Origin of the sequence: Bradyrhizobium sp. CCBAU 11357, assembly GCF_028128865.1 — a bacterium.
Classification (GTDB): Bacteria; Pseudomonadota; Alphaproteobacteria; order Rhizobiales; family Xanthobacteraceae; genus Bradyrhizobium.
The window spans coordinates 53,527-68,621 of sequence record NZ_LBJW01000106.1; the positions used below are offsets into that span (position 1 = coordinate 53,527).

The window sequence follows — 15,095 nt, forward strand, 5'->3', positions numbered from 1 at the left end:
CAGTTCTGGATCACCCACAGGCCCGCAAAATCTTTGGGGCGGAATACGAATCGCTTTGGCGAATCGAATTCGAGGGATTAGAGGTTAAGTCCCATGGCGCGGTACATATTCATCACCGGCGGCGTGGTTTCTTCGCTCGGCAAGGGTCTGGCTTCGGCGGCACTGGGTGCCCTGCTGCAGGCCCGGGGCTACAAGGTCCGCCTCCGCAAGCTCGATCCCTATCTCAACCTCGATCCCGGAACGATGTCGCCGTATCAGCACGGCGAAGTGTTCGTGACCGATGACGGCGCGGAGACCGATCTCGATCTCGGTCACTACGAGCGCTTCACCGGCCGGCCGGCGACCAAGGCCGACAACATCACCACGGGACGCATCTACCAGGACATCATCTCCAAGGAGCGCCGCGGCGATTATCTCGGCGCGACCATCCAGGTGGTTCCGCACGTCACCAACGCCATCAAGGAATTCGTCCTCGACGGCAATGACGATTACGACTTCGTGCTGGTCGAGATCGGCGGCACCGTCGGCGACATCGAGGGCCTGCCGTTCTTCGAGGCGATCCGCCAGCTCAAGAACGAGCTGCCGCGCGATCATGCCGTCTACATCCATCTGACGCTGCTGCCCTATATTCCCAGCGCCGGCGAGCTCAAGACGAAGCCGACGCAGCACTCCGTGAAGGAGCTGCGTTCGATCGGCATCCAGCCGGACATCCTGCTCTGCCGTACCGACCGCGAGATCCCGAAGGAAGAGCGGCGCAAGCTCGGGCTGTTCTGCAACGTGCGCGAAAGCGCCGTGATCGAGGCGCGCGACGTCGACAACATCTATGCGGTCCCCGAGGCCTATCACAATGCGGGCCTCGACGACGAAGTGCTCGCCGCCTTCGGCATTGCCTCGCGGATTCCGCCGGAGCTGCGCAGCTGGCAGCAGATCAACGAGCGCATCCGCAACCCCGAAGGCAACGTCACCATCGCCATCGTCGGCAAGTACACCGGCATGAAGGATGCGTATAAGTCGCTGATCGAGGCGCTCTCGCATGGCGGCATCGCCAACAAGGTGAAGGTCAATCTCGACTGGATCGAGAGCGAGATCTTCGAGAAGGAGGATCCGGCGCCGTTCCTCGAGCACGTCAACGGCATCCTGGTGCCCGGCGGCTTCGGCCAGCGCGGCGCCGAGGGCAAGATCAAGGCGGCGCAGTTCGCGCGCGAGCGCGACGTGCCGTATTTTGGCATCTGCTTCGGCATGCAGATGGCGGTGATCGAGGCCGCGCGGAACCTCGTCGGCATCGAGGACGCCAACTCCACCGAGTTCGGCCCGACCAGGGAGCCCCTGGTCGGCCTGATGACGGAGTGGCTGCGCGGCAACGAGCTCGAGAAGCGCTCGCAGGCGGGCGACCTCGGCGGCACGATGCGGCTTGGTGCCTATCCGGCCGCGCTCAACCGCGGCAGCCGCGTCTCGCAGGTCTATGGCGGCGCGACCGAAATCTCCGAGCGTCACCGCCATCGCTACGAGGTCAACACCGCCTACAAGGACCGCCTCGAGCAGCACGGCCTGAAATTCTCAGGGCTCTCGCCCGACGGCGTTCTGCCTGAAATCGTCGAATACGAGGATCATCCCTGGTTCATCGGCGTCCAGTTCCATCCCGAGCTGAAGTCGCGGCCGTTCGAGCCGCATCCGCTGTTCGCCTCGTTCATTCAGGCGGCGATGGTGCAGAGCCGGCTGGTGTAGCCGGCTCGGACTTCCCTGACGAAGTCTTGCTCGCACGTCCGGCTACGCCGCCGCGACGTCCATCCTGCGGCAGAAGCAAGATGCCTTGATCGGCACCTCCGCCCGCGACTGGGCGAGGTCTAGTCGCTGCTTGATCAGCGGCCTCTCGGCCTTGTCGCCACGCCGCATGAGACATTCGTGCAAGCCGTGAAGCGACCACAGATTGTCCGGATGCTGGCAGGCCCGGCTCAGCTTTCCATCAAGGCCGAGATCGGAACGGTACACCGCCTCGGCTTCCTCGATCCGTCCCTGTTCCAGCAGCAGCGCGCCGAGTGCGTGACGCGGTGGCTGCATCCATCCCCACGGCTCGTCATAGGGCAGGGCGTCGCTGAGCGCGACTGATCTGCGCAGCTCAGCGAACGCAAAGTCGTAGTTGGCTTTGCGATATTCCAGTTCACCATTCAACATGGCTTCGGCCACGCCGAGCAGGGCGACGACCTTGTTGTTGTGCACGAGCCGGCTCTCCGGCACGCGCGTCTTCGCCTGTGCGAACAACGTTTTCTCAGTTTCGGCGTCGGCGACGTGGCCAAGCGCCGAATGAGCCACCGCCTTGGCGTAGTGGATCATCACCGTCACCGAGCAGTATAGCTCGCGATCCTCCGGCAGCTGTTGGGCAATGATGTCGTGCCATTTGCCGAAACGCACGAGAACGTGCTGCTTCATCGTCAAATAGCCTTCCAGGAAGTCCGCCATGGGGGGCGATTGAATGCGCAGCACCGGCTCCGGCACGGTGGCAATGAGTTCCTCGGCCCCTGCGATAGCGGGGGCGTATTGACCCAGGAACATCGCGCCGTAGATGGCGAAGTGGAAGTTGTGGATGACATAGACCAGGTAGACACCCGGATCATCCGAATAAGCGAGGAACCTGCGGTCGGTCGCCAGCGCCTTCTGGTTGTAGAGCAGGACGTCGTTGTACTGCCCGCACAGCACGTCGAGATGCGTCGGCATGTGGATCAGATGGCCGCTATCGGGGGCGATCGCGCGCAGCCGGTCGCCAGCCCGCATCGCCCGTTGCGGGAAGGGAGACATCTCCATGAGGTGGACGTAGAGATGAAGCAGTCCCGGATGATTCCACGCAGCCGACCATCGATCGAAAGCTTGTTCGAGCACGGCCCTGCATTCCTCGGTGCCGGCGCCCTTGGTGGGTTCACCAGACTCAAGGTCCCACATCAGCCACGGCGTCTCGTTCATGATCGATTCGGCAAAGATGGCTCGGACCTCGAGATCGTCGGGATACGTGGCGAAGACCTTTCGCATCTCTCGCGTGAAGGCCTTGTCCCACGGCGCCATGTCCTCGATCGTTTCACGCTGCGGATAGCGCGCAGACAGGGCGCGGATCAGCGCTTGCTCGACCGGGCTCGCCTTGTCCGCCTGCGCGAGCGCGTCCTGCGTCGCATCGTATGATGCAGCGAGCGCCAATTGACGGCCTTGTGGGTCATAGCGGCCCCAGGGCAGGTTGTAGTTCGGACCCGCGGCGTAGCCGATGCCCCAGTGCGCCATGGCGCAGCTGTTATCGAACTCGAGCGCCCTGCGAAAACATTTGATCGCCTCGCCGTGGTTGAATCCGAACACCCAGTTGAGCCCTCGGTCAAACCAGAGCTGCGCATCAGGCGAAGTCGTGGTGATTTTGCGGCTGTACGGTCCGAGATCAAAATAGGTCATTGCCTCTGCCTCCTTTGATCGCTTCGGTCGTTTCGCCGATCGCTCTCGGGCCGTCGGCGGCTGATACGCCCGGACCGAACCTGCACATTATCAAGGGCGCCGGCCCCGCGCTATCGAGCTATGCGCGAAACGCCATGAGGGGCGCCCGGGCGAGGCTCAAGACAGAGTTGTGGCCAGCGGGTATAACCGCCGCTCGTGTCAGGGAGGACCATGAATGATCTACGAAATGCGCGTCTATCGCTGCCTGCCCGGCCGCCTGCCGGCATTGCTCAAGCGGTTCGAGACTGCCACGCTGAAGATCTGGGAGAAGCACGGGATCAAGCAGGCGGGATTCTTCACGACCGTGATCGGCGAATCCAACCAGGAGCTGACCTATTTCCTCGCCTGGGACTCGCTTGCCGAGCGCGAGAAGAAGTGGGGCGCGTTCATGACCGATCCGGACTGGATGAAGGCCCGCGCCGAGAGCGAATCCGACGGGCAGATCGTTGCCAATATCGTCAGCCAGATTCTGGCGCCGACCGCGTTCTCGGCGGTGAAGTGAGCGCCGGTCGGCGCTGCGCAGCCTCATTGGGGACCCTGGCGCAACCCTGATATTCGGACCGCCCGGGCGGAAGAGGGTTGATCCGACCCTCATGGCGGCTATGGTCGCGCCGAAACGAGGGATTTGCCTTGAGCTCTTCGAATTCAGCGGCGCCGGTCGTCACCATCGGCGGGGTCAAATTCGGCAATGATCTGCCGATCTCGGTCATTGCTGGGCCCTGCCAGCTCGAGAGCCGCCAGCATGCGCTGGAGGTAGCCTCCGCGCTGAAGGAGATCGCGGCGCGGCTGAACATCGGCCTCGTCTACAAGACCTCGTTCGACAAGGCCAACCGCACCAGCGCGGCGGCGGCGCGCGGGCTGGGCCTTGCGCAGTCGCTGCCGATCTTCGCGGAGATCCGATCCTCGTTCGGCTTGCCTGTCCTGACCGACGTGCACGAAGCCACGCAATGCGCCGAGGTGGCGCAGGCGGTGGACATCCTGCAAATTCCGGCCTTCCTGTGCCGGCAGACCGATCTGCTGCTGGCGGCGGCTGCGACCGGCAAGGTCGTCAACGTCAAGAAGGGTCAGTTCCTGGCGCCCTGGGACATGGCCAACGTCGTGACCAAGATCACCAGCGCGAACAATCCGAACGTGCTCGTCACCGAGCGCGGCGCCTCATTCGGCTACAACACGCTCGTGTCCGACATGCGCGCGCTGCCGATCCTTGCGCGCACCACCGGCGCGCCCGTCATATTCGACGCCACCCATTCGGTGCAGCAGCCGGGCGGGAAGGGGACATCGTCGGGCGGTGAGCGCGAATTCGTGCCGGTGCTGGCGCGTGCAGCTGTCGCGGTCGGCGTTGCCGGCGTCTTCATCGAGACCCATCCTGATCCCGATCGCGCGCCATCGGACGGCCCCAACATGGTGCCGCTGCGCGAGTTCGAGGGGCTGGTCGCGCGATTGATGGCGTTCGACGCGCTGGCCAAAAGTACGTCAAAGACGACGTCAAAGAGCACCATGCGCTGATGCACCAGCCTGTGACCAGGCCGTCGTCCGACCAGAAATTTCCGCCCGCGATCAACATCATTGCGCTCGCCGGCTTCTCGGCCGCACTGTCGACGCGCGCGCTCGATCCCGTCCTGCCGCATGTCGCGGATGATTTCGCGATCAGCATCACGACGGCCGCCAGCATCGCGGCCGGCTTTGCCCTGATCTACGCGCTGGTTCAGCCGGCGATCGGAGCGGCGGCCGATCTGTTCGGCAAGGCGCGATTGATGACGGCGTGCCTGGCGCTGCTGGGCGTTGCCTGCATCCTCGGCGCGCTCGCCACCTCCTTCTCCGGATTGTTCGCAAGCCGCATCCTGGCCGGCATCGCCGCAGGCGGCGTGTTTCCTGTCGCGCTCGGCCTCACCGCCGATCTCGTCGCGCCGGCCAAGCGGCAGGTTGCGATCGGGCGCACGATGGCGGGCTCGATGACCGGCAATCTGCTCGGCTCGTCCGCCAGCGGAATCATCGGCGATTTCATCGGCTGGCGCGGCGTGCTCGTGATCCTCGGCGCGCTCGGGCTGATCGCGGCCGTGGCGGTTGCGGCAGGATTTCGCGGGGCGGCGCTGACGGCACCGCCGAAGACGGATTTCAGGACGTTGCGGCAGGGCTACCGCACGATCTTCTCCAATCCCAACACGCGCTACAGCTATTCGGCCGTGTTCGTCGAAGGCTGCTGCGTGTTCGGCTTGTTTCCCTTCATCGCCGCGTTCCTGTTCGATCTCGGCGAGAAATCGCTGTCGATCGCGGGCATCGTGATCGCGGGATTTGCGGTCGGCGGGTTGCTCTACACGCTCACCGTCTCGCGCATGCTGCCGCGGCTCGGCGTCAAGGGCATGATGATCGCGGGCGCGAGCCTCGTGGCGTTGCAGCTCGGCGCGCTCGCCTTCGGTCCCGGCTGGAAGCTGCAATTCGTCAGCATGCTGGCGATGGGCTGGGGCTTCTACATGATCCATGGCTGCCTGCAGGTGTTCGCCAGCGAGCTGTCGATCGGTGCGCGGGCGACGGCGATGTCGCTGCATTCGTTCTTCTTCTTCATGGGGCAGACGGTGGGGCCGCTCGCCTACGGCTTCGGGCTGCAGCATGCCGGCAAGATGCCGACATTGCTCGCAAGCGCTGTGATCATGGTGGTGCTGGGCCTCGTCTGTGCCCGCATGCTGCGGCAGCGGGCGCCGTCAGATGCCCGCGTCTGAGAGCGCGTCCGGGAGAAGCGTCCTTTCAAAAAGCCGCGCGAGCGGTCTTTGTGGCGCTCAGGCGCTCGCGTGGGCCTCCTGCCAGAGGTCAAGCACCTCGGGGCGCGTAATGCCACGGGTGATGAACACGATGCGCGAACGGCGGTCGGCATCGGGCCATTTTGCAAGCGCCACCGGCGGATGGAAGACGTGGTGGACGCCATGGACCGCGACCGGGGTCGCTTCATCGCGAAGATTCAAGATGCCCTTGACCCGCAAGAGGTCCTCTCCCCGGGTGGCGCGCAGATGCGCGAGCCAGCGCGATACGGCCATCCAGTCCAGGGGATCGTCGAATGCGATCATGAAGCTAAGGATCGATGCATCGTGGCTGTGATGCTCGTGATGGGCGTGACCGTCACCGTGATGATGGGCGCGCTCATGCGCCGCCTTGGCGACGTCGGCGAACGCCTGCTCGTTGAGCCAGCGCTCGATATCGGCTGTCTTCTTTTCCGGATCAATGAGGGCAGCGCCGAATAGTTGGGCCGGATCGACCTCGCCATGCACCACGCTCTCGATCCTGGCGCCAGGATTGAGCCGACGAAGCCGCAAGTCCAATGCGTCAGTGTCCTTGACCAAATCGCGTTTGGTGATCAGCAGCCGGTCGGCGAGCGCGACCTGCTTCACCGCCTCGTATTGGCGGTCGAGCTGCCGTGCTGCATTGACTGCATCGACGGTCGTCACCACGGTGTCTAGCCGCAGAAAATGCGAGACCAAAGGGTTGTTCAGCAGCAGCTGAGCAATGGGAGCGGGGTCAGCCAACCCCGTTGTCTCGACCAAAATCCTGCGGAACGGCGGTACCTCGCCACGATCGCGGCGCACCAGCAGCGCGCGCAGGGTCTCTTCCAGATCGCTGCGAATAGTGCAGCAAATACAACCACTCGCAAGCACGGCGACTTCGCCGTCGACGCGTTCCACGAGGAGGTGGTCGAGGCTGACTTCGCCATATTCGTTGATGACGACGGCGCTGTCCTTCATCGCGTCATGGCGCAGCAGGCGGTTGAGCAGTGTCGTCTTGCCGCTGCCAAGAAAGCCGGTGATCAGTGACACCGGAGTCCGCTCGGCGGATTTGTCGCTCTCGAACAGGCTCATCGGCGTCCTCAACCCTGGTCTTATTTTTGTCGCTGGACATCAGCCTAATGGAGGACGAGCATTCCGAAAACAGAATCTTAAGCCCGATCTCAGCGGGCACAACCCGGGAGGAAACGATGGACGATACCAAAGGCGACGAAGAGAAGGGCGGTGCCGCGACCGATCGGCGGACCCTGCTCCGCACGGCAGGCCTTGCCGGTGCGGCTGGGGCGGCATTCGCAGGTGCGATGCACGGCAAGTTCTCACTCGCACCGATTACCGAGGCGCAGGCCCAAACCGCAGCGATGCCAAAGGGCGTGGACAAGCCTTGGTGGCCCTCGAAATGGGGCAAAGACGACGAGGCCGGCGCGTCGAACCACATCACGCCAGCGAAGGTTCTCGATGCCGTGAAGTGGATCAAGGATGGCAAGATCTACAAGATCGGCCGCGTTTACGAGCAAGGCATGCCGTTGTTTGGCGCCCGCGCATTCTCATTGCGCATTCCCGGCGGGCCGACTGGCGGCCCGTTCGGCGACAACAAGCTCGTCTATCACGACGAGTTTCTCGCCACCGAAATCGGCCAGACCGGTACACAATTCGACGGGCTCGGCCATATCGGTATCCAGCTGGGTAAGGACGGCGACAAGAGCGAGATGCGCTTCTACAACGGCTTCAGCGCCGCAGAGATCGGCGACGCCTACGGCCTGAAGAAGCTTGGCGCCGAGAAGCTCAAGCCGCTGTTCACACGCGCCCACCTGATCGATATGGTCGCGCTGAAGGGCGGCATGATGGACGCGGGCCAAGAGATCACCTCGGCCGATATCAAGGCGGCGCTGGCGAAGCAAAGCATCGCGGAGAGCGACATCAAGCCAGGCGATGCGATCATGTTCCACACCGGCTGGGGCTCCCTGTGGATGAAGAACAATGATCGCTACAATAGCGGCGAGCCTGGAATCGGCCTCGATGCTGCGAAGTGGATCATCGAGAAGGATCTCGCGCTGACCGCGGCAGACACCTGGGCGGTCGAAGTGGTGCCCAATCCGGACAAGTCGCTCGCCTTCGTGGTTCACGCCGAATTGCAGACCAAGCACGGCATCCTCAACCACGAGAACCTGATCTTTGACGAGTTGATTGCCGACAAGAAGTACCAGTTCGTCTACTGCTTCACGCCATCGCCGATCAAAGGCGCGACCGGCAGCAATGGCTGTCCGATCGCGATCACCTGACGCGGACAAAAAGCGGGTGGGCGGGACTTCCCCGCCCATCACGCGAAGCCCCGCCCAATCACCCCCGTTCGCGATAGTTCGCGATAGGGCGTGACGCCAGGGGGCATAGCTCCCACCACGACACCGTCGGCTCGGTATACATGGCACACGAATTGCTTCGATTCTGGGCAAATCGAGGTGTGAGACCGTGGACGTCCAGACCAGTCATTCGGCCAACGCAGGCGGTCCGGGCCGTTCGACCGGATATCTCACCAAGCCGCCGCTGCGGCGTTTCCTCACCGATTGCCACGCCGAATTCCGGACCGACAATTCCGGCGAGCTTGCCGACTACATTCCCGAGCTGAAGCGTGCAAATCCCGATCATTTCGGCATCGCGCTCGTCACCATCGACGGCCATGTCTACGAGGTCGGCGACAGCGAGGTGGCGTTCACGATCCAGTCGGTGTCCAAAGCCTTCGTCTTCGCGCTGGCGCTGGAGATGGTCGGCGAGGCGCGCGTCTCGGCCACGATCGGTGTCGAGCCGAGCGGCGAGGCCTTCAACTCGATCCGGCTCACCAACGACAACCGTCCCTTCAACCCCATGGTCAATGCCGGCGCGATCGCCTGCTCGGGCCTTATCTATGAGGTCGAAGGGAAGGGCGCCTTCGAGCGCGTCCGCGCCAAGCTCAGCGCGTTCGCCGGCCGCGAGCTCGGCGTCGACGAGGCCGTACACGCGTCGGAGACCGCGACCGGCAATCGCAATCGGGCAATTGCGTGGCTGCTGCGGAATTACGCGGTGCTGCCCGACGACGTCGATGCCGTGCTCGACGTCTATTTCCGCCAATGCGCGATCCTGGTCACCGCGCGCGACCTCGCGGTGATGGCGGCAACGCTCGCCAATCGCGGCATCAATCCGGTGACGGGCGTGCAGGTGATCACGCCGCACATCGTCGCGCGCACGCTTTCGGTGATGACGAGCTCGGGCATGTACGACTATGCCGGCGAGTGGACCTACCGCGTGGGCATTCCCGCCAAGAGCGGCGTCGGCGGCGGCATCGTCGCGGCGCTGCCCTCGCAGCTCGGGCTCGGCACCTTCTCGCCGCTGCTCGACAACCATTTCAACAGCGTGCGCGGCCTGAAGGTCTGCGAGGCGCTGTCGGCGCGGTTCGACCTGCACATGCTCAATCGCAACGCCGACGTCCGCACCAGCATCATGGCGGATTACGACGTCTACGGCATCTCCTCGCGCCGCAGCCGCCAGCCACACGAGCAGCAGATCCTCGACGAACGACACAGCGACATCCGCGTGCTCGAGCTGGTCGGTGCGATGAATTTCGCCACGATCGACTACGTCACCCGACGGCTCACCAGCGAGCCGCCGAACGCGCCGCTGCTGATCATCGATTTCCGCCGCGTCCCCGACGTCACCGCGGCCGGCGCCGAGCTGCTCGGCGAGACGCTGGCCGCGCTCGGCAATGCCGGCGTCACCGCCGTCCTGTCCGGCTTCGAGACCACCTCCGCGGTGTGGCGCGCGATCGCCGCGCGCACTGCCGAGCCGCGCCGGCTGCGCCGCTTCGCACTGCTCGACGATGCCATCGAATGGGCCGAAGACCAGGTGATCTACCGCTTCGGCGGCTTCACCGATCTCAAGGAGAGCGCGCATCTCGGCGAGCAGGCGCTGCTGGCCGAGCTCGATGCCGAGGAGATCGCTGCCATCGTCAAGCTGTCGACCACGCGCCATTACGCGGCCGGCCAGCGCATCATCGCGGCAGGCGAGCCCGCCAATTCGCTGTTCTTTCTCCAGAGCGGCATGGTCAGCGTGAAGCTGCGCAGCGGCGTGCGGCTCGCTTCCCTCGGCCCCGGCATGGAATTCGGCGAGATGGCGATCCTGGAGCAAAGCCGCAGCGCCGACGTCTTGGCCGACACGCCCGTCACCTGCCTCGAACTGCCGCTCGACAGCTTTGCCGATTACCGCCGGCTGCACCCGGAAACGTCGTTGAAGATCATGCGCAACCTCGCCGCGATCCTGGCGCGGCGGCTGGTGCTGGCGAATGCCAAGGTGGACTTGCTGAGCGCGTATTAGGTGCTGGACTATCGCGCTCGCCCTCCGGCTGACGCGGCTTCCAGCCTGATATCGCTGGGTGCCTAGAAAATATGCAACCTTTTGTTGCTCTACAATCACACCGCAGAGGGAAATCGCCGACTCATCCGGCGATAAAACCGATCATCGATGGTTCGCCGGTGGCGAAGCAGCTAGGTATTTCCCGTTTGAGGAATCTGGCTATCATGGGCAGCGCAGGCCCAGCGGAATTTTCAATGATCCGGGCGGACGGGGTTGGGCCCACGCGTGGGACGCTCTTCAGGGCTTTTCTGGCCGGCACTGCTCTTGCGACGGTTGCATTGCTGCCGTCACTGGCGCGAGCGCAGGTCTGGCAGGACGGCGGCGTCGACAACGGCAATTACAACGCGCCGACCAATTGGTCGACAGGCACCGTCCCCGACAGCGCGGGTGAAACCGCGACCTTTTCCAGCACGGGCACGACGGCTGTCACGGTCACGCTTGGCCCCATCGCACCCCAGTCCTGGATTTTCGACGCTGCCTCACAAGGCTACACAATAAGCGGTCAGGCGGTGAATTTTGTCACCGGCATCACCAACAATGCCGTCGGCGTCGGTACTTTCATCTCGATCAGCAACAACATGACGGGCACCACGATCTCGCAGGCGGGGTCGAGCCGGTTGACGCTGTCCGGCACCAACTCGTTCACCACCACCAGCGTTACCGCCGGAACCTTCCTCAACACCGGCACTCTGAACACGTCGTTGACCAACAGTGCCATCGCGAGCAATTCAGGCAACCTGACCGGCGACATCACCAACTCCGGCAATTTCTCCAACATTCCCGGCGGCGTCATCTCAGTGACCACGATTGCCAACAACGGTGGCACGATCTTCAACAACGGCTCGATCACGACGACGGGAGGCACGACCAATTCCGGCACCTTCAACACGACGGGCACGGTCAACGGCGGGCTGACGAATTCGGGCACGGCCAACGCGAGGGGTGTGTTGAATGACGGCATCACCAACCAGGGCAGCGGCGTCTTCGCGCTGATCAACGATCTCACCACCAACGGTGCGCTGACCAACAACGGGACGTCGAGCCTGGCCGTGCAGTTCGGCAGCTTTACCGGCATCACGACGCTGACGAACAATTCGACCTCGGCCACCGCAGTCCAGGTCTTCGCGGGCCGTACGCTGAGCGCGACCAGCATCGTCAACAACGCCGGCACCTTCACCAACGGCGGTACGGTGACGACAAGCGCAGGGACGACGAACGCAGCCGGCGGTACCTTCACGACGACTGGAACGGTCAATGGCGGACTGACGAATTCCGGCACGGCGAACGCAGCCGGCACGATCAATGGCAACGTCGACCATCAAAGCGGCACCTTCACGGTGACCGGTGCGCTCACCGTCAACGGTACCCTGACCACCGGTACCACATCAGACCTTTTCGTCTCAGGCGGCGATCTCACCGTCACGACGCTGATCAACCAGTCCAGTGCGATGATTCACGGGACAACAATTGACGCCGGACGGACGGTCAATGCGACGACCGTGACCAACAACGGCAATCTCGGAGTCACGGGAACGCTGAATGCGACAAACACCATCAGCAACGCCATCGGCGCCAACATTGTCGTCGATCCCACCGGGACGATCAATGGATCGATCAACGCCGCTGGCGGATACACCCAGCTCTACGGGACGATCAACGGCAACATGACGCTGTCTGGCAGCCTCGCTTCGATGAACGTCTACGGCGGCAACGTCACGGGACGGGTGGATCTGACGGCAGCCGGCGCGAATGTCTACTCGACCTCCGGCGGTGGGACCTTCGGCTCGCTCGCCGGCGTAGCAGGCACCCAGCTGGATACGGACGTGTTCACCATGACGGTCGGGGGCGACAATTCGACGTCCGTGTTCGCCGGATCCGTGATCGGCACCGGCAACCTCGTGAAGACCGGTTCCGGCACCCTGATCCTCTCGGGCAACAGCGGCGCCTACACTGGGAGCACGACCGTCAGCGCTGGTGTCCTGGTGGTGGAGGGCTCGCTCGCGTCCTCGGTCCTCACTGTGAATACCAACGGATTCCTGAGCGGAACCGGTACCGTCGGAGCCACCCTGATCGCGGGAGGCTATTTCTCGCCGGGTGCCCCGGGTACGCCGGGAACCTCCATGACACTGGCAAGCCTCGCGATGCAGTCCGGGGCGTACTTCAATGTCTTCCTCAATCCCACGACGTCCACCTTTGCCAATGTCACGGGCAACGCAACGCTCGGCGGCGCCACTGTCAGCGCCAACTTCGCGGCCGGCTCTTACGTCGCCAAGCAGTACACGATCCTGAATGCGGGCAGCATCACCGGCACGTTCGATCCTACCGTGGTGAACATCAGCCTGCCGGCGAATTTCAAGACGTCACTGAGCTACGATGCGACCCACGCTTATCTGGACCTCGCGCTGATCTTTGCGCCGCCGTCCGGCAACCTGAATGCCAATCAGCAGAATGTCGGCAACGCCATCATCAATTATTTCAACACCAACGGCACGATCCCGATCGCGTTCGGCGGCCTGATGCCTGGCGGCCTGACGCAGCTATCTGGCGAGGCGGGTAGCGCGCCGCAGCAGGCGACGTTCAACGCCATGAACCAGTTCATGGGCGTGATGACCGATCCCTTCATTGCGGGCCGGGGCGATCCCTTCAGTGCGGGCGGCACGCCGAACGCGTTTGCTGATGAGAGCCTGGCCTATGCAGGCATCGGCCGCGGCAAGAGCGAGCGCGACGCTTATGCTGCGATCTCCACCAAGGCGCCGGTTGCGCCCTCGTTCGAGCAGCGGTGGAGCGTCTGGGCGGCGGGGTTCGGCGGGACGCAGCAGACTGACGGCAGCACGATCGTCGGCTCCAATACCACCACCAGCAACATCTACGGCACTGCTGTCGGCGCGGATTATCGCGTCTCGCGCGATACGCTGGTCGGCTTTGCGCTTGCCGGCGGCGGCACCAGCTTTACCGTGGCTAACGCGTTTGGCGGCGGCCGGTCGGACCTGTTCCAGGCCGGTGCGTTCTTCCGGCATGTCGTGGGGCCAGCCTACATCTCCGGCGCGCTGGCCTATGGCTGGCAGAACATCACGACCGATCGCACGGTGACGGTTGCCGGTCTCGATCGCCTGCGCGCCGAGTTCGGCGCCAACACCTATTCCGGCCGGCTCGAGGGCGGCTATCGCTTCGTGGCGCATGGCGTCGGTCTCACGCCTTATGCGGCAGCACAGTTCACCACCTTCGACCTGCCGGCCTACGCCGAGCAGGCGATCGTTGGCAGCAATCAGTTTGCGCTGACGTACGGCGCCAAGAGCGTCACCGACACGCGGACCGAGCTCGGCCTGCGCGCCGACAAGGCCTTTGCCGAGACCGACGGTGTTGTCACGCTGCGCGGGCGGCTCGCCTGGGCGCACGATTTCAATCCGGACCGCACCATTGGCGCCACGTTTCAGACGCTGCCCGGTGCAAGCTTCGTCGTGAGCGGCGCGGCGATGGCCGCGGATTCCGCATTGGTAACGGGATCGGTCGAGAAGAAGTGGTTGAGCGGCTGGTCGGCCGCAGGCACTTTCGAGGGCGAATTCTCTGGCGTCACGCGGTCCTACGCAGGCAAGGGCGTGGTCCGGTACGCGTGGTGAAGCGGATCTGTCCGGACAGGACCTAGTCTAGGGTGCAGTGAGAGAGGTGTTATCTCGCGCCACCTGCCGCGATAGGCTCCATCCCGCTCGCGATGATCGCGTCGCGCGCGGCGGGGGAGGCGAGGAAGTTTATCAAGGCGCGGCCAGCGTCCGGCTCCTTCGCGCCCGTCGCAATCCCAGCCGAGAAGATCGTAATCTTCTGCAATTCGTCCGGCAGGGGACCTACGATATCGATGCCCTTGACGGGCTTCAATTCGCTGATCTGCTGAAAGCCGAGCTCGGCCTCGCCGTGCGCGACGATCTCGCCGACCGGCGTTGCCGGAATCTTGCGCGCCTTGTCCTTCATGGCCTCAGTGATGCCGAGCTTGTCGAACATCTCGGTCGAGACGTAGACGCCGCTGGCGCTGTCGGAATAGGCGATCGTCTTCGCCGCCAGCAGCGCGCGCTTGACCGCATCGGCCGAGCTGATGTCCGGCTTCGGCGCGCCCGATTTCACCGCGATTCCGATCGGCGACTTCGTGAGATCGACCTGACTGCCGGCGACGACCTTGCCCTTGCTCGCAAGGTCGCTCAGGGCATAGCCCACCATGATCAGGACGTCGGCCGGCTCGCCGCGCTCGAGCCGCACCGGGATCGCGTTCGCGGTCGTTCCCATCGACGGCCCATATTCGGTGAGCACCTTGTTGCCACTGGCCTTCTCGAATTCCGGCACGAGCGCCTTGTAGGCGGCCGTCAGTCCGCCCGAGATCATCACCCGCACCTCAGCGGCATCCGATGTGCCGGTCAGCACGAGGACGCCGAGGACGCCTAGCGCAAAATTACGGAATGTTGCCGAGATTGATGTCATCGTCGTCGTCTCCAA

General features: G+C 63.9%; 10 protein-coding genes. 7 read left to right on the plus strand and 3 right to left on the minus strand.

The features are described 5' to 3' along the window. The first annotated feature begins 93 nt into the window (after window positions 1-93). Window positions 94-1,725, plus strand: coding sequence for a CTP synthase (locus XI05_RS24350; protein ID WP_271506521.1), 1,632 nt, complete (start codon window positions 94-96; stop codon window positions 1,723-1,725). Between the two features lie 42 nt (window positions 1,726-1,767). Here XI05_RS24350 and XI05_RS24355 read toward each other — a convergent pair whose 3' ends face one another. Then, the gene (locus XI05_RS24355; RefSeq protein WP_271506523.1) at window positions 1,768-3,264 is read right to left on the minus strand and encodes a hypothetical protein; all 1,497 of its coding nucleotides are present in this window, start codon (window positions 3,262-3,264) and stop codon (window positions 1,768-1,770) included. 376 nt (window positions 3,265-3,640) lie between these two features. Between XI05_RS24355 and XI05_RS24360 the strand changes: the two genes are divergently transcribed. From XI05_RS24360 to XI05_RS24370, 3 genes are all read left to right on the plus strand, one after another. After that, a complete protein-coding gene (locus XI05_RS24360; RefSeq protein WP_271506524.1) occupies window positions 3,641-3,967 on the plus strand; it encodes an NIPSNAP family protein in 327 nt (108 codons plus the stop codon). A 128-nt stretch (window positions 3,968-4,095) separates the two neighbouring features. Then, window positions 4,096-4,971: a 3-deoxy-8-phosphooctulonate synthase gene (gene kdsA / locus XI05_RS24365; protein WP_271506526.1), complete on the plus strand. Its 876-nt coding sequence runs from the start codon at window positions 4,096-4,098 to the stop codon at window positions 4,969-4,971. Continuing rightward, a complete protein-coding gene (locus XI05_RS24370; RefSeq protein WP_271506529.1) occupies window positions 4,971-6,182 on the plus strand; it encodes an MFS transporter in 1,212 nt (403 codons plus the stop codon). The genes kdsA and XI05_RS24370 overlap by 1 nt, the downstream gene beginning before the upstream one ends. Window positions 6,183-6,239: 57 nt before the next feature. Here XI05_RS24370 and XI05_RS24375 read toward each other — a convergent pair whose 3' ends face one another. Further along, window positions 6,240-7,310 (minus strand): CobW family GTP-binding protein, encoded by a 1,071-nt coding sequence (locus tag XI05_RS24375; protein ID WP_271506531.1) that lies wholly within the window; start codon window positions 7,308-7,310, stop codon window positions 6,240-6,242. 116 nt (window positions 7,311-7,426) lie between these two features. On the opposite strand from XI05_RS24375, the gene XI05_RS24380 reads away from it, so the two are divergent. The 3 genes from XI05_RS24380 to XI05_RS24390 all read left to right on the plus strand — a co-directional run bounded on the left by XI05_RS24380 (window position 7,427) and on the right by XI05_RS24390 (window position 14,233). Next, window positions 7,427-8,515 (plus strand): cyclase family protein, encoded by a 1,089-nt coding sequence (locus XI05_RS24380; protein WP_271506533.1) that lies wholly within the window; start codon window positions 7,427-7,429, stop codon window positions 8,513-8,515. A 187-nt stretch (window positions 8,516-8,702) separates the two neighbouring features. Then, entirely contained in the window at window positions 8,703-10,577 is a 1,875-nt protein-coding gene (gene glsA / locus XI05_RS24385) for a glutaminase A (protein WP_271506535.1), read from the plus strand. Window positions 10,578-10,894: 317 nt separating this feature from the next. Continuing rightward, window positions 10,895-14,233 carry an autotransporter domain-containing protein gene (locus XI05_RS24390; RefSeq protein ID WP_271506537.1) on the plus strand — a complete coding sequence of 1,113 codons (3,339 nt, stop codon included), beginning with the start codon at window positions 10,895-10,897 and terminating at the stop codon, window positions 14,231-14,233. Between the two features lie 49 nt (window positions 14,234-14,282). On the opposite strand, the gene XI05_RS24395 is transcribed toward XI05_RS24390, so the two are convergent. Further along, window positions 14,283-15,080: a substrate-binding domain-containing protein gene (locus XI05_RS24395; RefSeq protein WP_271506539.1), complete on the minus strand. Its 798-nt coding sequence runs from the start codon at window positions 15,078-15,080 to the stop codon at window positions 14,283-14,285. Between the last annotated feature and the right edge of the window lie 15 nt (window positions 15,081-15,095).

Bases quoted from the DNA above. Each gene is read 5' to 3' on its own strand.
- XI05_RS24360 (WP_271506524.1), top strand. From the start codon at position 3,641: ATGATCTACGAAATGCGCGTCTATCGCTGCCTGCCCGGCCGCCTGCCG.
- XI05_RS24380 (WP_271506533.1), top strand. From the start codon at position 7,427: ATGGACGATACCAAAGGCGACGAAGAGAAGGGCGGTGCCGCGACCGAT.
- XI05_RS24350 (WP_271506521.1), top strand. From the start codon at position 94: ATGGCGCGGTACATATTCATCACCGGCGGCGTGGTTTCTTCGCTCGGC.
- XI05_RS24375 (WP_271506531.1), bottom strand. From the start codon at position 7,310: ATGAGCCTGTTCGAGAGCGACAAATCCGCCGAGCGGACTCCGGTGTCA.
- XI05_RS24355 (WP_271506523.1), bottom strand. From the start codon at position 3,264: ATGGCGCACTGGGGCATCGGCTACGCCGCGGGTCCGAACTACAACCTG.
- XI05_RS24370 (WP_271506529.1), top strand. From the start codon at position 4,971: ATGCACCAGCCTGTGACCAGGCCGTCGTCCGACCAGAAATTTCCGCCC.
- XI05_RS24395 (WP_271506539.1), bottom strand. From the start codon at position 15,080: ATGACATCAATCTCGGCAACATTCCGTAATTTTGCGCTAGGCGTCCTC.